16 protein-coding genes are annotated in these 16,634 nt (G+C 74.1%); 4 read left to right on the plus strand and 12 right to left on the minus strand.

The genetic code is table 11. The annotated features are described in order from the left end of the window. Positions 1-28: 28 nt before the first annotated feature. The 6 genes from ABZ923_RS05805 to ABZ923_RS05830 form a co-directional block, all read right to left on the minus strand. Entirely contained in the window at positions 29-205 is a 177-nt protein-coding gene (locus ABZ923_RS05805) for a hypothetical protein (protein ID WP_361467280.1), read from the minus strand. A 169-nt stretch (positions 206-374) separates the two neighbouring features. Continuing rightward, positions 375-1,019 (minus strand): DUF899 domain-containing protein, encoded by a 645-nt coding sequence (locus ABZ923_RS05810; protein ID WP_361467283.1) that lies wholly within the window; start codon positions 1,017-1,019, stop codon positions 375-377. Between the two features lie 135 nt (positions 1,020-1,154). Further along, a complete protein-coding gene (locus tag ABZ923_RS05815; RefSeq protein WP_361467285.1) occupies positions 1,155-2,561 on the minus strand; it encodes an amidohydrolase in 1,407 nt (468 codons plus the stop codon). Positions 2,562-2,621: 60 nt separating this feature from the next. Further along, complete coding sequence (locus tag ABZ923_RS05820; RefSeq protein ID WP_361467288.1) at positions 2,622-4,475, minus strand: FUSC family protein; 1,854 nt, start codon at positions 4,473-4,475, stop codon at positions 2,622-2,624. Between the two features lie 127 nt (positions 4,476-4,602). Next, a complete protein-coding gene (locus ABZ923_RS05825) occupies positions 4,603-5,388 on the minus strand; it encodes a nucleotidyltransferase domain-containing protein (RefSeq protein WP_361467289.1) in 786 nt (261 codons plus the stop codon). 129 nt (positions 5,389-5,517) lie between these two features. Continuing rightward, on the minus strand, positions 5,518-6,213 hold the full coding sequence (locus tag ABZ923_RS05830; RefSeq protein ID WP_361467290.1) for a uracil-DNA glycosylase: 696 nt from the start codon (positions 6,211-6,213) through the stop codon (positions 5,518-5,520). Positions 6,214-6,363: 150 nt separating this feature from the next. Here ABZ923_RS05830 and ABZ923_RS05835 point away from each other — a divergent pair, with 150 nt between their 5' ends. Beyond that, positions 6,364-7,008: an RNA-binding S4 domain-containing protein gene (locus ABZ923_RS05835; protein WP_361467293.1), complete on the plus strand. Its 645-nt coding sequence runs from the start codon at positions 6,364-6,366 to the stop codon at positions 7,006-7,008. 33 nt (positions 7,009-7,041) lie between these two features. Here the strand turns inward: ABZ923_RS05835 and ABZ923_RS05840 are convergent, their stop codons facing one another. Continuing rightward, positions 7,042-7,494 (minus strand): DoxX family protein, encoded by a 453-nt coding sequence (locus tag ABZ923_RS05840; RefSeq protein WP_361467295.1) that lies wholly within the window; start codon positions 7,492-7,494, stop codon positions 7,042-7,044. Between the two features lie 156 nt (positions 7,495-7,650). Between ABZ923_RS05840 and ABZ923_RS05845 the strand changes: the two genes are divergently transcribed. Continuing rightward, positions 7,651-7,947 carry a DUF6343 family protein gene (locus ABZ923_RS05845; protein WP_361467296.1) on the plus strand — a complete coding sequence of 99 codons (297 nt, stop codon included), beginning with the start codon at positions 7,651-7,653 and terminating at the stop codon, positions 7,945-7,947. Positions 7,948-7,984: 37 nt separating this feature from the next. Here ABZ923_RS05845 and ABZ923_RS05850 read toward each other — a convergent pair whose 3' ends face one another. From ABZ923_RS05850 to rpsA, 4 genes are all read right to left on the minus strand, one after another. Then, entirely contained in the window at positions 7,985-8,365 is a 381-nt protein-coding gene (locus tag ABZ923_RS05850; protein ID WP_030348040.1) for a tetratricopeptide repeat protein, read from the minus strand. Positions 8,366-8,414: 49 nt separating this feature from the next. Further along, positions 8,415-9,041 (minus strand): dephospho-CoA kinase, encoded by a 627-nt coding sequence (coaE, locus tag ABZ923_RS05855; RefSeq protein WP_361467299.1) that lies wholly within the window; start codon positions 9,039-9,041, stop codon positions 8,415-8,417. A gap of 96 nt (positions 9,042-9,137) precedes the next feature. Further along, positions 9,138-10,076, minus strand: a complete 939-nt coding sequence (locus tag ABZ923_RS05860; RefSeq protein ID WP_361467302.1) for a PAC2 family protein — start codon at positions 10,074-10,076, stop codon at positions 9,138-9,140. 219 nt (positions 10,077-10,295) lie between these two features. Continuing rightward, positions 10,296-11,786 (minus strand): 30S ribosomal protein S1, encoded by a 1,491-nt coding sequence (gene rpsA, locus ABZ923_RS05865; protein WP_208031661.1) that lies wholly within the window; start codon positions 11,784-11,786, stop codon positions 10,296-10,298. A 229-nt stretch (positions 11,787-12,015) separates the two neighbouring features. Here rpsA and ABZ923_RS05870 point away from each other — a divergent pair, with 229 nt between their 5' ends. Together ABZ923_RS05870 and hrpB are read left to right on the plus strand one after the other, a co-directional pair. After that, positions 12,016-12,987: a class I SAM-dependent methyltransferase gene (locus tag ABZ923_RS05870; RefSeq protein WP_361467305.1), complete on the plus strand. Its 972-nt coding sequence runs from the start codon at positions 12,016-12,018 to the stop codon at positions 12,985-12,987. 130 nt (positions 12,988-13,117) lie between these two features. Beyond that, entirely contained in the window at positions 13,118-15,643 is a 2,526-nt protein-coding gene (gene hrpB, locus ABZ923_RS05875; RefSeq protein ID WP_361467307.1) for an ATP-dependent helicase HrpB, read from the plus strand. On the opposite strand, the gene ABZ923_RS05880 is transcribed toward hrpB, so the two are convergent. Continuing rightward, on the minus strand, positions 15,633-16,625 hold the full coding sequence (locus ABZ923_RS05880; protein WP_361467310.1) for a DUF3068 domain-containing protein: 993 nt from the start codon (positions 16,623-16,625) through the stop codon (positions 15,633-15,635). The two genes, hrpB and ABZ923_RS05880, sit on opposite strands and share 11 nt — an antisense overlap. Positions 16,626-16,634 lie beyond the last annotated feature (9 nt).

Here is a 16,634-nt window from a genome sequence, read left to right on the forward strand (position 1 = left end):
GCTCAGCCGGCGGGCTCAGTCTGCGGGCTCAGTCTGCGGTCTCGGCACCGCGGACGATCACCAGGAACGTGTCCGTCGCGAGGTCCATGACGACCTCGGCGGGCATGCCTTCCAGACGCCGCGCGTGCGCGAACTCCTCCGCGGGCCAGGATCCCCGCGGACCACCGGCGGGAAAGCGTTCGAGCACCGTTCGCCCGTTCACCATCTCGCACCTCCAGAAAGCGTCGTCCGTGTAGGAGTTAACGCCCTGGAGAGGGGGAACGGCTCGCTCAGTGACGCTACTGAGACAATGGCGACACCGGGTCGGCGCGGACCGTGAGGATCCGTTCACCTTGTGACACGAAGCGGACCCTCCGTGTCTCAGACGGCACCACTCAGTCGTCGTACTCGTCGTGGAGACGGAGCCGTTCGCTGCCGGCGGGGCTGCGGCCGAGCGCGGTCAGGTCGAGCAGGGCCGCGGTGGTGCCCAGTCCGTCCAGCCCGTCGTCGTACACCGAGTAGGTGTGGAAGACCCGGTCGTGGTCGCGCAGGAAGCAGCTGAGGCCGGCCCGTTCGACCAGGGTCCCGCCCGAGTCGACGGTGGCCTCGAAGTCCCGGTTGAAGTCGCCGTGCGCCGAGGAGTACCAGGGCACCGCCCAGCCCATCCGCGCCTTGAACGGCAGGATCCGGGTGAACGGTGCCCGGGAGACGGCGGCGAAGGCGGTGTTCCGGGCGCGCAGGTGGGCGAGGTGGCCGACCTGGTCCAGGAAGGCGGCGCAGCACGGGCAGCCGGAGTCCCACTCCGGGGCGAACATGAAGTGGTGGACGACGAGCTGGGCCCGTTCCTCGAAGAGGTCGAGCAGGGTGGCCTTGCCGTCGCCGCCCTCGAAGACGTACTCCGGGTCGATCTCCACCATGGGCAGCCGCCGGCGCTCGGCGCCCAGGGCCTCACGCGCTCGTCTGACCGCCTCCTCCTTGCGCAGCAACTCCTCGCGCGCCGCGCGCCACTGCTCGCGCGAGACGATCCGGGGAAGCGACATGTGCCCTCCTGTCCGACGGTCGGTTCAGGTGGTGACCGGCGGCGGGAGCGGAACTCATCGCGGGACGCGGAGAATTCTTCGGCCGGCCCGGCGCAGGGGGCGTTTTCCGGCCAGGCGGCGCGGCCGGGCGGCGGCTCAGGTGTCGTACTCCTGGATGCGCCGCCCGTGACCGCGCGCGGTCAGCGCGGGCAGCCGGGCCGTCAGCTCCCGTACGACCTCGGGTACGTCCAGGGTGAGGAGTTCGCGGTCCCGCATCAGCACGCGGCCGTCGACGACGGTGGTGCGGACGTCGGAGGCGCGGGCGCTGTGCACGAGGGTGGCGGCGAGGTCGTGCACGGGCTGGGTGTGCGGTCCGCTGAGGTCGACCAGGATGATGTCGGCGCGGCGGCCGGGCGCGAGGGTGCCGGTCCGGTCCCCGAGGCCGACCGCGCGGGCGCTCTGCAGGGTGGCGTGGTGCAGGGCCTGGCGGGAGGTGAGCCAGCGCGGGTCGCCCTCGGTGGACTTCTGGATCAGGGAGGTCAGCGCCATCGCCTCCCAGACGTCGAGGGAGTTGTTGGAGGCGGCGCCGTCGGTGGCGAGACCGACGGGGACGCCGGCCGCGCGCAGGGCCCGTACCGGAGTGGTCGTCGGCCAGGCGAACTTGAGGTAGCCGCGGGGCGCGGTGGCCACGGCCGTACGGCCGCCCGTGCGCGCCAGCAGCGGAAGGTCCCGCTCCACGATCCCGGTGCCGTGGGCGATGAGCAGGTCGGTGTCGAGGAGTCCGGTGCGGTCCAGGACCTCGACGGGGGTGCGGCCGTGCCGGGCGAGACTGGTGTCGGTCTGGCCGCGGTTCTCGGCGGCGTGGATGTGGACGGGCAGGCCGTGCGCGCGGGCGAGTTCGGCGGTGGCGGTGAGGTCGGCGTCGGTGACGGTGTAGGGGGCGTGCGGGGCGAGGGCGGTGGTGATGCGGCCGCCGGCGGCACCCCGCGCGCGGAGCGCGAACTCCAGTGACCTCTCCCGCTTTTCGGGGCCCTGGCTGGAGAAGTAGGTCTCGCCGAGGTGGGCGCGCAGCCCGCACTCGGCGACGACGGCGGCGACCGTGTCCATGTGGAAGTAGTGGTCGGCGAAGCAGGTCACCCCGCCGCGGATCATCTCGGCGCAGGCGAGCCGCGCCCCCAGCTCCACGTCCCGCGCCGTCAGGTTGGTCTCGACGGGCCAGACGACGTCGTTGAACCACTCCTCGGTCGGCAGGTCCTCGGCGAGTCCGCGCAGCGCCACCATCGGCGTGTGCGTGTGACAGTTGGTCAGCCCCGGCAGCGCGACCTGCCCGCGCGCCTCGATCCGCTCCACGGCCGGGATCTCCCGCGCGGCGGCGGCCGTGGTGACCGCGTCGATCAGCCCGTCGCGCACGACGAGCGCGGCCTCCTCGCGGAACCCGACCCGTCCGACCCGTTCCCCCTCCCCGTGCGCGTCGTGGTCCTCGTACCCCTCGTGCACGAGGAGCGTGCAGCCGGTGACGACCAGGTCGGCGGGAGGGACGCTCGGGGACGACACGGCACTCATCGGCCCACCGTACGGCCCCCTGGCCGGGTGGGGTGGGCCGAACCGTGCATCCGGGCGCGGCTACGCGGCGGCGGGCAGCGGCACCCGCATGCCCCGCTGCTCCAGCTCCCCGAGCGCCTCGCGCAGCCGGCGCAGGTGCCGCGGGGTGAGCCGGCCGGTGTCGTCGAGGTGGACGGCGCAGGCCGTGGTGGTGTCCACGAGCCGTTCCAGCACCTCGGCGACGGCGTCCGTGCCCTCCGTGTGCCGGGCGAGGGCGGGCAGTTCCGCGGCGGCGAGCGCGATGGCGGTCCGGGCCTCGGCGAGGGTCCGGTAGGCCTCCCGGCGCAGCGCCCACCGCTCGGCGCGGTCGCCGGACTCGCCGAGGACGTGCAGGAGATAGGCGTGCGCGGCGCCGCCGGCCGCCGCGAGCCGGGCCCGTACCGCGCCGCCCCGTTCTCCCGGCATCGGCAGATGCCCCACGACCAGCACGAGCACGCAGGCCAGCAGCGTCTCGCCGATCCGGCTGACCGAGGCCTGCGGCTCCCCGCCGGCCATGACCAGGGCGAGGACCAGGACGGTGACGACGGCGGTGAGCGCCGCGAAGTTCCGGGTGGCGACCGGTATGAGGGCGCCGCACACCGCCACCAGCACGATCAGCCCGGCCGGGCGCGGCAGCAGCGCGGCGAAGCCGGCGAACACCACGGCGCCGAGCACGGTTCCGGCGGCCCGGCACAGCACCCGGGAGGCGAGCGGGCCGAGGTCGGGCTTGACGAGGAAGACGGCGGTGGCGGGCAGCCAGTACCAGTGCGTGTGCGGCCCGTACCAGCGGCTGTGGTGCAGGGCCTGGGCGATGGCCGCGCTCGCGCCGAAGCAGAGGGCGACGCGCAGCCCGTACTCGCGCCCGCCGGCCCCGAGCGCGGCCCGCAGCGCGTGCCGGACGTCCCGGCGCCGGCCGAGCAGTCCGCGGTGGGCGCCCTCGCTCCGGTCGAAGGCATCGGCGGCGCGCAGCAGGGCGTCGTCCAGGGCGCGCAGGGCGGGCGCCGAGCGGTGCGGGGCGGGCAGCGGGCCGGTGCCGGTGTTGCCGCGGACGGCCGCGGCGAGCCGCCGGGGCCCCTCCGCGGCCCGCACCGGGACGGGCTCCCCCACCCAGTACAGGGCGGTGGCGGCCTCGGCGAGGGGCAGCGCCGCAGCGAACTGGCCGTGCAGCCGGCGCTCGGCCGCCGAACCGGCGTACCGGCGCAGCCGGGGCCCGGCGAGGGCGTCCTGGGCGTGGTCGAGCGCGGCGGTGAGCGCGGCCCGCCGAGCGGTGGCGTGCTCCCCGCCCACGGCGCCGACGAGCCCGGCGATCGCGTCGTACACGTCGGCGACCGCCTGCCGCTCCCCGTCGAAGCGGAAGTCCCCGGCGAGCGAGCCGGGGGTGGGCAGGGCGAGCCGCAGCACCAGCAGCCAGCCGGCGCCGGCCAGGAAGGCCACGGCCCGCAGCCAGCCGCTCTCGGCGGCCGGCATCCCGGCGCCGACGGCCGCGGCGACCAGCAGTTGCGTGCCGGCGGCGGAGGCGACGGGCCCGACGGCGCTGACACCGCCCGCGACCAGACCCAGCGCGGTGAGCGCCAGGGTCAGCGGTACGGCGGCCAGGCCCTGCCCGGCGTACGTCCCCAGGAGCAGCCCCAGCGCCCCGGCCAGCGCGGGCACGCCGAGCCGCCTCACCGACGCCCGCCGGCTGCCGGGCCGGTCGTTGATGCCGACGAGCATCGCGGCGATGGCGGCGATCACACCGAGCGCGGTCTGCCCGGCGAGCAGCCCCGCGGCCAGCAGCGGCCCGGCGGCGAGCGCGCCCCGGCACACCGCGCTCCAGGGAACGGGTCCGCGCTGGGCACGGAAGGCATGGGCGAGCCAGAGGGGTACGGCGAGCCGGGACACAGGGCTCCTGTTCATACGAGGGCGGGGGTGGGCCTTCGGACGACGGTGGCCGGTGGAGTGCATCCACGATAGATCGCGTTCCCCCGGCACACGGGCCGAAGACGTTTCGCCCGTGTGAAAGCTGCCGGGACGGCTGATTTCTTTATGAACGCAATGCCCCGGATGACTGCAACGCCCCGGCGATGATCTTCCCGGCGTCGGTGACGGTGGCGGCGAGGGCGGCGGGCTCGGCCCGCAGGGCGCCCATGACCGCGTCGACGCCCCGCAGCCCGGCCCGCTCCAGCAGCCGCTTCTCGTTCGTCACCCACTCGCCGCGGGCCGCGAGCACGGCGTGCGCGGCCTGGGTGGCGGCCGTGGCGATGGCTCCGGCGGTTTCGGTGAGGCGGCCGTGCGGGGCATGGTTCGCCTCTGCGTAGGAGAGGGTGGCGTGGGCGGTGCCGGACCAGCGGTCGAAGGCGGTGCGGCGCAGGGTCCGCGGGTAGCCGGCGGGGCGCGGCAGGTCGCCGCGCAGCACCCGGTTGAGCGCCAGTTCGGCGACGACCAGGTAGCTGGGGATCCCGGCCAGATGGAACAGCAGCGGCTCCACCCGGAAGCGGCCCTGCTCCGCCTCGGCCAGCTCGTGCTCGACGACGTCCAGGTCCCGGTAGTGCACGTCGACCCGGCGCCCGTCGATCGTCAGCCAGGCCCCGCCGTTGAAGACACCGCCGCCCCAGCCGCCGATGTCCGAGACCTCACCGGGCCAGTCGAGGGCGCGCAGGTCGTCCGGGTCGAAGGGGCCGCGGTAGTAGACGGCCAGGTCCCAGTCGCTGTCCGGGCGGTGGGTGCCCTCGGCACGGGAGCCGCCGAGGGCCACGGCCCGGACGGCGGGGAGGGCGGCCAGCCGGTCGGCGGTGGTGGCGAGGAAGCCGGCGTCGGAGGAGGAAGGCATGCGTCCACCCTGGCGCAGCCGCCCCGTGGTCCGCTCCGGAATTCCGCCGGACCGCCGGCCGGGCTGTCACCAGCTCCCGCCCGTGATCCCGGCCCGGCCGGTACGACGGCGTCGCAGGGGTCGCGGGCTCTACGGCAGCCCGGCCGCGTCCGCCGCCGTGCGCAGCACCTCGCGGAGCATGTCGGTGGTGAGCCGGCCGGTGAAGGTGTTGCGCTGGCTGACGTGGAAGCAGCCGAAGAGGTCCAGGCCGTCGAGCGCGACCCGGGCGCCGTGGGCGAAGGCCGGGCGGGGGCGGGGCACGGTCCAGCCCGCCTCCGCGAACGCGGGCAGCGCGGCCTGCCAGCCGAAGGCGCCGAGCACGACCGCGGCCCGCAGCGTCGGCCGGAGCAGCGTCAGCTCCTGGACCAGCCAGGGCCGGCAGGTGTCCCGCTCCCCGGGGGTCGGCTTGTTGGCGGGCGGGGCGCAGTGCACGGGCGCCGTGACCCGCACGCCGTACAGCTGCAGTCCGTCGTCGGCACGGACCGAGGTGGGCTGCGAGGCCAGCCCCACGTCGTACAGCGCCTGGTACAGCACGTCTCCGGAACGGTCGCCGGTGAACATGCGGCCGGTGCGGTTGCCACCGTGCGCGGCCGGGGCCAGCCCGATGATCACCAGCCGGGCGTCGGCCGGCCCGAAACCGGGCACCGGCCGCCCCCAGTACGTCCAGTCGGCGAACGCGGCCCGCTTGGTACGGGCCACCTCCTCACGCCAGTCCACCAGCCGGGGGCAGGCCCGGCAGTCGGCGACGCGCCGGTCGAGCCGGGCGAGCGCGCTGCTGTCGTCCATACCGCCACCGTATGCCCCGCTGACCGGCCCCTTGTGGTGGGGCCTGTCCCGTCCCACGGCCGGCCGGAGGATGCCGGGTACCCTGCCTGCCCTGCGCTGGCGCAGGAAAAGGCTTCCTGTGGCGCGGCCCCCGGGAGTTAAGGTCGGGGCATGGCTTCCGAGGATGCGGACGAGAGCGTGGACCGTGGGACCGGCGAGGGAACAGGCGCGCCGGGCGGAGCGAGTCCCGCGCCCTCCGCCGCCCCCTCCCCGTCCGGCCAGCCGCTCGATCCCAAGATCGCCGCTGCGGTGGCCGCCGCCGAGGCCGCCGGGCCCGGCAACGGCGAGACCGTCCGCATCGACAGCTGGATCTGGGCCGTCCGCCTGATCAAGACCCGCTCCCTCGGCGCCGCCGCCTGCCGGGGCGGGCACGTGCACGTGAACGGCGAACGGGTGAAGCCCGCCTACTCCCTGCGCGTCGGCGACGAGGTACGGCTCCGGAACGAGGGCCGGGAGCGGATCGTGATCGTCAAGCGTCTGATCCGCAAGCGGGTCGGCGCGCCCGTGGCCGTCCAGTGCTACGTCGACAACTCCCCTCCGCCTCCGCCCCGCGAGGCCGTCGCCCCCGCCGGCCTGCGCGACCCCGGTGCCGGCCGCCCCACCAAGCGGGACCGCCGCGAACTGGAGCGCCTCCGGGGCCTGGCTGCCTCCGGCACTCCCGCGGGCTACCCGCGCGTCCCCGGCTTCGGCAACCCCGGTCCCTCCGGCGGACGCGGCAGCTCCGGCGGGTCCGGTGGGCGGTCCCGCGGGCGGTGAGCCGAGAAGGGCGCGGGCTCGTGGGAGGCGGTGTCACCCTCGGCGCAGCAGTCGTACCAGGTCGGTGTTGTGGGTCCGGCGGGTCCAGGCGATCAGGGTGAGGGGGACGATCAGGATCAGCGGGGTCGCCGCGTTCTGGCCGTCGAACGCGGTGAGCTGGACGATGAACGCCCCCACCATGAGCGCGCTCAGGGCGATCGCCGCCACGGACTGCAGCACTGGCACCAACAGCGCGACCGCGCCGGCGAGTTCGAGCGCGCCGATGGTGTACATGGCCCCGCTGCCCCAGCCGATCCGGTCGAAGGACTCGACGGCGGCCGGGTGCGCGATGAGCTTGGGCAGGGCGCTCGCTAGGCCGTAGAACAGGGCGAGCAGGACCTGCACCGTGCGCAGGGCGATCCGGGCCGCACGCGCCCGGCCGGTGCGCGGGCCGGCGGGGGCCGTGGACGTCGTCGAGGAGCCGGCGTGGGCGGTGGTCTCGGACATGGGGTCTCCTGGTGCAGCGGTGGCGAGTGCTTTCACCCAGGTAGACCGGTCCGGAGCCGAGAACTCATCGCAGGAGCGGGACCGTTCCCCTCCTCCCCCGGTTCCCTCCCGCAGGCCGTCATCGGGGAGTACGGTGCAAGCAGGAGTGGTGATCCGATGCGTACGGGCAGTGAACCGGTGACTGCGCGCAGTGCACTGCGGGCGCGGTTCTGGCTGAGCGCGTGGGGGCTGGTCTGGGCGGCCTTCGGCACGGCCGCGTTCGCGGTGGTGGGGCGGCCGGGCTGGGCGGTTGCCTGCGGGGTGCTGTTGCTGCTGGTCACCCTCGACATGACCGTGATCCTCCGGCACATCCGGCAGGGCCCGCACTACCAGCCGGGCCGTGACATCCCGCCGTACCGGCCGCCGGACGGCGGACCTCCGTATCCCGGCCCACCGAGGCACCGGCATCCGTGACCGGCCGCGACGGCCGGACCAGCGGCGGGCGGGCGCGTCAGTCGTCGAAGCGTGCCGCCCTCAGGTACTCCGGGTTGGGGTCGAGCGCCGCGGCCAGCCGGAAGTGGCGCTTGGCCTGGTCGGGGCGGCCCTGGCGCTCATAGGTGCGGGCCAGGGCGAAGTGCGCGAACGCGTTGTCCGGCTCGCGCTCCAGCACGATGGTGAATTCCAGTTCGGCGGGCCGCAGTTGTGCCGCGGCGAAGAAGGCACGCGCGCGGAGCAGGCGGGCGGCGGTGTTCTCGGGGTGTGCGGCGATGACTCCGTCGAGCAGCTTCACCGCACCCCGCGGGTCCCGCGCGTTGAGCAGGTGCTCGGCGGCACGGAAGTCGATGACATGCGTTTCCGGCGTACGTCCGGTGGAACCGCTGGTCTCGGGCACGACAGAGTCCTTCCCTCACTCCAGCGTTTCAACGCGCCGGTCCGGAGCGCTATTCCGCGCCCTCAGCACCCGCGCCGCGCTGCCGGGCCCGGCGGGCGAGGTCGTTCCACACCTCGGCGACGCGCTTCTCCAGCGCGTCCAGGGGGACGTCGTTGTCGATCACGATGTCCGCGATCTCCCGGCGCTGTTCGCGGGTCGCCTGCGCGGCCATGCGCGCGCGTGCGTCCTCCTCCGTCATCCCGCGCAGCCGCACCAGCCGTTCGAGCTGGGTCGCCGGGCTCGCGTCCACGACGACCACGACGTCGTAGAGGGGTGCGAGGCCGTTCTCCGTGAGCAGGGGTACGTCGTGGACCACCACGGCGTCCTGGGCCGCGGCGCTCTCCAGCTCACGGGAGCGGGCGCCCACCAGGGGGTGCACGATCGCGTTCAGGACGGCGAGCTTCTCGGGGTCGGCGAAGACGATCGAGCCGAGCCGGGGCCGGTCCAGGCTGCCGTCGGCGGCGAGGATGTCCGCGCCGAAGGCGTCGACCACGGCCGCGAGCCCGGGCGTGCCGGGCGCCACGACCTCGCGCGCGATGCGGTCCGCGTCGATGAGCACGGCTCCGTGCTGCACGAGCAGCCGCGACACCTCGCTCTTGCCGGCGCCGATCCCGCCGGTCAGGCCCACTGTCAGCATGAGCGGAAGCCTAGACGCTCCGCTCCGGGGCCCGTAGGGCAGGTGCCGGCCGGTGGGCCGGCCGCGCCCGCCCGGCGGGGCCGCGCAGGGCGCGGGTCAGTTGTCGCCCTCGCGTTCCGCCAGGAAGCGCTCGAACTCGCGCCCGATCTCGTCGGCCGAGGGGATCTCCACGGGCTCGGCGAGCATGTTGCCCCGGGTCTCGGCGCCGGCCGCGGCGTCGTACTGGTGCTCCAGGCCCTGGACGAGCGAGGTCAGTTCCTCGTCGCCCTCCTGGATCTGCCGGTCGATCTCGGTCTGGGTGCGGTGCGCGTCCGTCCGCAGGGAGTGGGCGATGCCGGGCAGGACCAGGCCGGTGGCGGCCGTGATGGCCTCCAGGACGGTCAGGGCGGCGTCCGGGTACGCGGAACGGGCGATGTAGTGCGGGACGTGCGCGGCGAGGCCCAGGACGTCGTGCCCGGCCTCCATGAGGCGGTACTCGACCAGCGACTCGGCGCTGCCGGGCACCTGCGCCTCCTCGAAGGGGCTGCGGTGACCGGGGACGAGGTCACTGCGGTTGCCGTGCGGGGTCAGGTCCACCGGACGGGTGTGCGGGACGCCCATGGGGATGCCGTGGAAGTTCACGGACAGGCGCACGCCCAGCCGTTCCACTATCTGGCGCACCGCCGCCGCGAACCGCTCCCACTCCACGTCCGGTTCGGGACCGGACAGCAGCAGGAAGGGGGCACCGGTGGCGTCCTGGACGAGGCGGACCTCGATGGCCGGGACCTCGTACCCGGTCCAGCGGTCCCGCTTGAAGGTCAGCAGGGGCCGCCGGGCCCGGTAGTCCACGAGCCGGTCGTGGTCGAACCGGGCCACGACCTGGTGGGGCAGTGAGTCGAGCAGCCGGTCGACGATCTGGTCGCCGGTCTCACCCGCGTCGATGTATCCGTCGAAGTGGTAGAGCATGACAAGGCCGGCCGACTCCTGGGCGAGCGCCATGTCGACCACGGCGAGGCCCTTCGGCTCCCATGCGTACAAACCCTGCGGATCAAGCACTGTGACCGCTCCTCCTCGTGTTCCTCATGGACAACGTGCCCTGGAACAGCGGAATTCCCGCGACACGCCGCTGAGCGGCGATCGCTTGCGGAGCGTCACCTCGCGGCCGGCACGGCGGCGGGGGTCACGGCTCGACGGGCCACCGGAAACGCCTGAGGGGCCGTACCCCGAAAGGTACGGCCCCTCAGCCGACTATCGGCTAAGCCTCAGCTGCTGCGGTCAGCTCTGGCCGCCGGCCAGCTTCTCGCGCAGCGCGGCCAGCGCCTCGTCCGAGGCGAGCGCACCGGAGGTGTCCGCGCCCTCGGAGGAGTACGAGCCGCCGGTCGCGGCCGGAGCCGCAGCCTCGCCACCCTCGGCCGCGGCAGCGGCGTCGGCCTCGCGGGACTTGATGACCTGCTGCTGGTGCTGCTCGAAGCGGGACTGCGCCTCGGCGTACTGGCGCTCCCACTCCTCGCGCTGCTTCTCGTAGCCCGGCAGCCAGTCGTTGGTCTCCGGGTCGAAGCCCTCGGGGTAGATGTAGTTGCCCTGGTCGTCGTAGGACGCGGCCATGCCGTACAGGGTCGGGTCGAACTCGACCGCGGACGGGTCGGCACCGAAGGACTCGTTGGCCTGCTTCAGCGAGAGGCTGATGCGGCGACGCTCGAGGTCGATGTCGATGACCTTGACGAAGATCTCGTCGTTGACCTGGACGACCTGCTCCGGGATCTCCACGTGGCGCTCGGCCAGCTCGGAGATGTGGACCAGACCCTCGATGCCCTCGTCCACACGGACGAACGCACCGAACGGCACCAGCTTCGTGACCTTGCCGGGCACGACCTGGCCGATCTGGTGGGTGCGGGCGAACTGCTGCCACGGGTCTTCCTGGGTCGCCTTCAGCGACAGGGAGACGCGCTCGCGGTCCATGTCGACGTCGAGGACCTCGACGGTGACCTCCTGGCCGACCTCGACGACCTCGGACGGGTGGTCGATGTGCTTCCAGGACAGCTCGGAGACGTGGACCAGACCGTCGACGCCACCCAGGTCCACGAAGGCACCGAAGTTGACGATCGAGGAGACCACACCGGAGCGGACCTGACCCTTCTGGAGGGTCGTGAGGAACGTCTGGCGGACCTCGGACTGGGTCTGCTCCAGCCAGGCACGGCGGGACAGGACCACGTTGTTGCGGTTCTTGTCCAGCTCGATGATCTTGGCCTCGAGCTCCTTGCCCACGTAGGGCTGGAGGTCGCGGACACGGCGCATCTCGACCAGCGAGGCCGGAAGGAAGCCGCGGAGGCCGATGTCGAGGATGAGACCACCCTTGACGACCTCGATGACGGTACCGGTGACGATCCCGTCCTCTTCCTTGATCTTCTCGATGGTGCCCCAGGCACGCTCGTACTGGGCGCGCTTCTTCGAGAGGATCAGGCGGCCTTCCTTGTCCTCCTTCTGGAGGACCAGGGCCTCGATCTCGTCACCGACGGCGACGACCTCGTTGGGGTCGACGTCGTGCTTGATCGAGAGCTCGCGGCTCGGGATAACGCCTTCGGTCTTGTAACCGATGTCGAGCAGGACCTCGTCCCGGTCGACCTTCACGATGACGCCGTCGACGATGTCGCCGTCGTTGAAGTACTTGATCGTCTCGTCGATCGCGGCGAGGAAGGCTTCCTCGTTACCGATGTCGTTGACCGCTACCTGCGGGGTGGTGGCGGTGGTCTCGGTGCTGCTCGTCATGTGGGAAAGGGCTCCGGTACGGACATTGAAGTCGTAGGTACTGCTTACGCCGGGAGCCCGTTTCGCTCTGCAGAAGCCGGACAGCCAAGGAAGCGCCCCACCAGGAAACTGGTGATGGCGCCTCGACAACCGAGGGGACATACAACAGATGCGAGCGCAGCCTGCTACGTCTGAGGTGCGCAGGCCCGCAGCGCAACTTGTAGCATACGGGGGCGGCCGGACATGGTCAATGCGCGAAGGCGCACACCCGGGGCGGATCGCCGCATTCCCGGCAGAAGAATCGTCCCGACAGGCCACGCGGGCCCGTGGGATCCCTTCGTACGGGCCCCCGTGGGTTGGACGGAAGAGTACGACGAGGGAGCCGATCATCCAAGAGCCGGAAGCGTACGACCCGGAGGGTTCCGAAGGTTTCGAGCCGGAGGCCACCCGGCGTGACGCCGATGTCACGGAGAGCGCACGGGCCAACCGGGGCTGGTGGGACCGCAACGCGGACGAGTACCAGACCGAGCACGGCACGTTCCTCGGCGACGACCGCTTCGTGTGGGGCCCGGAGGGGCTGGACGAGGTGGAGGCCGAGCTGCTGGGCCCGCCGGAGGAGCTGAAGGGCAAGGACGTCCTGGAGATCGGCGCGGGCGCGGCGCAGTGCGCGCGCTGGCTGGCCGCCCAGGGGGCGCGTCCGGTGGCCCTGGACCTCTCGCACCGCCAGTTGCAGCACGCGCTGCGGATCGGCGGCTCGTTCCCGCTGGTGTGTGCCGACGCCGGCGCGCTGCCCTTCGCCGACGGTTCCTTCGACCTGGCGTGCTCCGCGTACGGGGCGCTGCCGTTCGTGGCCGACCCGCGGCTGGTGCTGCGCGAGGTGCGCCGGGTGCTGCGGCCGGGCGGCCGGTTCGTGTTCTCGGTGACGCATCCGATCCGCTGGGCGTTCCCGGACGAGCCGGGCCCGGAGGGCCTGGCGGTGTCCTCGTCGTACTTCGACCGCACGCCCTACGTGGAGCAGGACGAGGAGGGCCGCGCGGTGTACGTGGAGCACCACAGGACGCTCGGCGACCGCGTGCGGGACGTCGTGGCCTCCGGTTTCCGGCTGGTGGACCTGGTGGAGCCGGAGTGGCCGGCCTGGAACACCGCCGAGTGGGGCGGCTGGTCGCCCCTGCGCGGGAACCTGATCCCGGGCACGGCGATCTTCGTCTGCGAGCGAGACTGACGGGGGTGCCTCCGGCCGGAGCCTCGGGGAGGGACCGAGCCGCCCGGGCCGTCGTATCCACTCGTGTCCGTGCACGCGTCTGCGCACGCGCGCGTGAGGGCCGTTTTCCGGGGCGTACGACACTGGGGGCGTGATCCGTTACGACGCTCTGGACGCGCTGCCCGTGCGCTCCGCCCTGCCCGCACTGGCCGACGCCCTGGAGGGTGACGGCACCGCCGTGCTCGTGGCGCCGCCCGGCACCGGCAAGACGACGCTGGTGCCGCTGGTGCTGGCGGGGCTGGTCGGAGACGGTCCCGCGCGGCGGGTGGTGGTGGCCGAGCCGCGGCGGATCGCGGCGCGGGCGGCGGCCCGGCGCATGGCGTGGCTGCTGGGCGAGCGGCCCGGGCAGAGCGTCGGCTTCACGGTGCGCGGCGAGCGGTCGGTGGGGCGGCACACGCGCGTGGAGGTCGTGACGACCGGTGTCCTGCTCCAGCGGCTCCAGCGCGACCAGGAGCTGGCCGGGGTGGACGTCGTCGTCCTCGACGAGTGCCACGAGCGGCATCTGGACGCCGACACGGCGGCCGCGTTCCTGTGGGACGTGCGGCAGGCGCTGCGGCCGGAGCTGCGGCTGGTGGCCGCGTCGGCGACCACGGACGCCGAGGGGTGGGCGCGGCTGCTCGGCGGGGCCCCGGTGGTCGAGGCGGCGGGCGTGGCGCATCCCGTGGAGGTCGTCTGGGCTCCCCCGGCGCGTCCGCTGCGGCCGCCGCACGGCATGCGGGTGGATCCGGCGCTGCCGGCCCATGTGGCGTCGGTGGTGCGGCGGGCGCTGGCCGAGCGGGCCGGGGACGTGCTGTGCTTCCTGCCCGGCGTGGGCGAGATCGCGCGCGTGGCGGGCCTGCTCGTGGACCTCGGCGACGTCGAGGTGCTCCAGGTGCACGGGCGGGCGCCGGCCGCGGTGCAGGACGCGGTGCTGGCGCCCGGGGTGCGGCGCCGGGTGGTGCTGGCGACGTCGGTGGCCGAGTCGTCGCTGACCGTGCCGGGCGTGCGGGTGGTGGTCGACTCGGGGCTGGCGCGGGAGCCGCGGGTGGACCACGCGCGCGGGCTGAGCGGGCTGACGACCGTACGGGCGTCGCGGGCGGCCGGGCGGCAGCGGGCGGGCCGGGCCGGGCGGGAGGCGCCGGGGGCGGTGTACCGGTGCTGGGCGGAGGCCGAGGACGGCCGTCTGCCGGCATTTCCGGCGCCGGAGATCAAGGTGGCCGATCTGACCGCGTTCGCCCTCCAGGCGGCCTGCTGGGGCGATCCGGACGCCTCCGGGCTGGCGTTGCTGGATCCGCCGCCGGGCGGGGCGATGGCGGCGGCGCGCTCCGTGCTGACGGCGGTGGGAGCGGTGGACTCCGCCGGGCGGGTGACGGAGTTCGGGGCGCGGCTGGCCCGGCTGGGGGTGCACCCCCGGCTGGGGCGCGCCTTGCTGGACACCGGCGGTCAAGGGGCTGAAGTCGTCGCCCTGCTGTCCGAGGAAGTGCCCCGGGACTACGGGGATGATCTTGCCGGTGCGTTGCGTCGTGCCCGGCGCGGAGGTGACGCCTACGCCGCGCGGTGGACTGCGGAGGTGCGGCGGCTGCGGGCCGTGTCGGGGGAGTCCTCCCCCGCGCCCGCCCACGACGGTCGGCAGGAAGGGGCCATGCGGATCGGACCCGCCACCGGCGACGACAAGCTCGCGGGGCTCGTCGCCGCCCTCGCCTTTCCCGAGCGGGTCGCCAGGCTGGACGGCGGGTCGTACCTCATGGCGTCCGGGACGCGCGCGGAGCCGGCCGAGGGGTCGGCGCTGCGCGGTGCTCCGTGGATCGTCGTGGCCGTCGCCGACCGGCCCACCGGGAAGGGGCACGCGCGGGTGCGGCTCGGGGCGGCCGTGCCGGAGGACGTGGCGCGCGCCGCCGCCGGGGCGCTGTTCGCCGAGCGGGACGAGGTGCACTGGGCCGACGGGGACGTGGTGGCCCGGCACGTCGAGCGGCTCGGGGCGATCGAGCTGGCCGTACGCCCCCTGAAGGACCCCGCCCCCGCCCTCGTGCGGGCCGCCCTGCTGGACGGGCTCCGGCAGGACGGGCTCGGGCTGCTGCGCTGGTCGCCGGAGGCGGAGGTGCTGCGGCAGCGGCTGGCGTTCCTGCGCGCGCACCTCGGGGAGCCCTGGCCGGACGTGTCGGACGCGGCGCTGCACGCGCGCGTGGACGAGTGGCTGGAGCCGGAGCTGGGCAGGGCCCGGCGGCGGGCCGATCTGGCCCGGATCGACGCCGGGCAGGCGCTCGCGCGGCTGCTGCCCTGGGCGGGCGGTGAGGCGGGCCGGCTGGACGAGCTGGCGCCGGAGCGGATCACCGTGCCGAGCGGGTCCAGGGTCCGGATCGACTACCGGGATCCGGAGCGGCCGGTTCTCGCCGTCAAGCTGCAGGAGATGTTCGGGCTGCCGGAGACGCCGGCCGTCGCGGGCGTGCCGCTGCTCGTGCACCTGCTCTCGCCCGCCGGGCGGCCCGCCGCCGTCACGGCCGATCTCGCCTCGTTCTGGCGGGACGGGTACCGGGCCGTGCGGGCGGAGCTGCGCGGCCGGTATCCGAAGCATCCGTGGCCGGAGGACCCGGCGGCGGCCGAGCCCACGCGGCACACCAACGCGCGGCTCAGGCGCTGACCGGTGCGGGCTCCTCGGTCTGCGCGGGCGCGGGCCCCTCGGGGCGGCGGGCGCGGGCCTCCAGCCAGAGGGAGAGGGCGAGGAGCAGCAGGCCGAGGCCGAGGGAGCCCCAGGGGACGTACGAGGTGAGGGCGAGGACGAGGGTGCGGTTGTGCTTGACCAGGGCGACCGTGTGGTCGATGTAGTCCTCGCGCATCTTCACGTGCCCGGCGAACGCGGTGACCTTGGCGCGGCCGCCGAGCAGGGTGCCGCCGCGCAGTTCCTCCCGGTGGATCTCCTCGCCGTAGACCGGTGCCCCGGTGACGGGTTCGACCCAGAACCTGCGGACCGTGGAGTACCAGCGGGTGGTGCCGGTCCTGGCGACCGACGCGGGGGTGATGCCCTGCACGGGCATGGTCTTCGGCATCGGGACCCTGGTCCAGGGGATGGTCTGCTCGAAGGAGTAGACGGTCAGGCCGCGGAAGGTACGGGTGCCCCGGTAGTGGATGGGGTGGGTGGTGCGGGTCTGGGCGTCGAAGTACTCGTAGTCCCGTTTCCGGGTCAGGAAGGGCCACTTGAACTCGATGCCCTCGCGGGTGACCGGGTCGCCGTCGACCATCTCGCCGGTGGCGTGGACGGGGTCCTGGGTGTGGGCGTCGAAGATGTAGCGTTCGGGCACCTTGGAGACCATTTTGCCGTCGGGGCCCTGGACGTAGGACAGGCCGTCCCAGACGACGACGGGCCGTCCGGCCGCCTTCCCGATCCGCTTCGCGGCCTCCACGTCGCCCTTGAGGGTCTGCACGATGGTGACCTTCGGGACCTTCACGGCGCGCATGGTGCCGTAGTCGAGGAGGGTGGCGTCGCGGGCCTCCAGGACCATGTCCTGGTACTGGCCGGCGGGGATCCGGGCCAGGCGCGGGAAGGCGTACCAGCGCAGCAGCGGGGACAGCGCCGCGCAGAACACGGCGCAGGCGAGCAGGACCAGGCTTGCCTTGCGGCGCATGGCGGCCTC

This window comes from Streptomyces sp. NPDC046881, assembly GCF_040645015.1.
Lineage (GTDB): Bacteria > Actinomycetota > Actinomycetes > Streptomycetales > Streptomycetaceae > Streptomyces.

Excerpts from the sequence above, each read along its gene's own strand:
- ABZ923_RS05805 (WP_361467280.1), bottom strand. The coding sequence starts at position 205 with ATGGTGAACGGGCGAACGGTGCTCGAACGCTTTCCCGCCGGTGGTCCG.
- ABZ923_RS05810 (WP_361467283.1), bottom strand. The coding sequence starts at position 1,019 with ATGTCGCTTCCCCGGATCGTCTCGCGCGAGCAGTGGCGCGCGGCGCGC.
- ABZ923_RS05815 (WP_361467285.1), bottom strand. The coding sequence starts at position 2,561 with ATGAGTGCCGTGTCGTCCCCGAGCGTCCCTCCCGCCGACCTGGTCGTC.
- ABZ923_RS05820 (WP_361467288.1), bottom strand. The coding sequence starts at position 4,475 with ATGAACAGGAGCCCTGTGTCCCGGCTCGCCGTACCCCTCTGGCTCGCC.
- ABZ923_RS05825 (WP_361467289.1), bottom strand. The coding sequence starts at position 5,388 with ATGCCTTCCTCCTCCGACGCCGGCTTCCTCGCCACCACCGCCGACCGG.
- ABZ923_RS05830 (WP_361467290.1), bottom strand. The coding sequence starts at position 6,213 with ATGGACGACAGCAGCGCGCTCGCCCGGCTCGACCGGCGCGTCGCCGAC.
- ABZ923_RS05835 (WP_361467293.1), top strand. The coding sequence starts at position 6,364 with ATGGCTTCCGAGGATGCGGACGAGAGCGTGGACCGTGGGACCGGCGAG.
- ABZ923_RS05840 (WP_361467295.1), bottom strand. The coding sequence starts at position 7,494 with ATGTCCGAGACCACCGCCCACGCCGGCTCCTCGACGACGTCCACGGCC.
- ABZ923_RS05845 (WP_361467296.1), top strand. The coding sequence starts at position 7,651 with ATGCGTACGGGCAGTGAACCGGTGACTGCGCGCAGTGCACTGCGGGCG.
- coaE (WP_361467299.1), bottom strand. The coding sequence starts at position 9,041 with ATGCTGACAGTGGGCCTGACCGGCGGGATCGGCGCCGGCAAGAGCGAG.
- rpsA (WP_208031661.1), bottom strand. The coding sequence starts at position 11,786 with ATGACGAGCAGCACCGAGACCACCGCCACCACCCCGCAGGTAGCGGTC.
- ABZ923_RS05870 (WP_361467305.1), top strand. The coding sequence starts at position 12,016 with ATGCGCGAAGGCGCACACCCGGGGCGGATCGCCGCATTCCCGGCAGAA.
- ABZ923_RS05880 (WP_361467310.1), bottom strand. The coding sequence starts at position 16,625 with ATGCGCCGCAAGGCAAGCCTGGTCCTGCTCGCCTGCGCCGTGTTCTGC.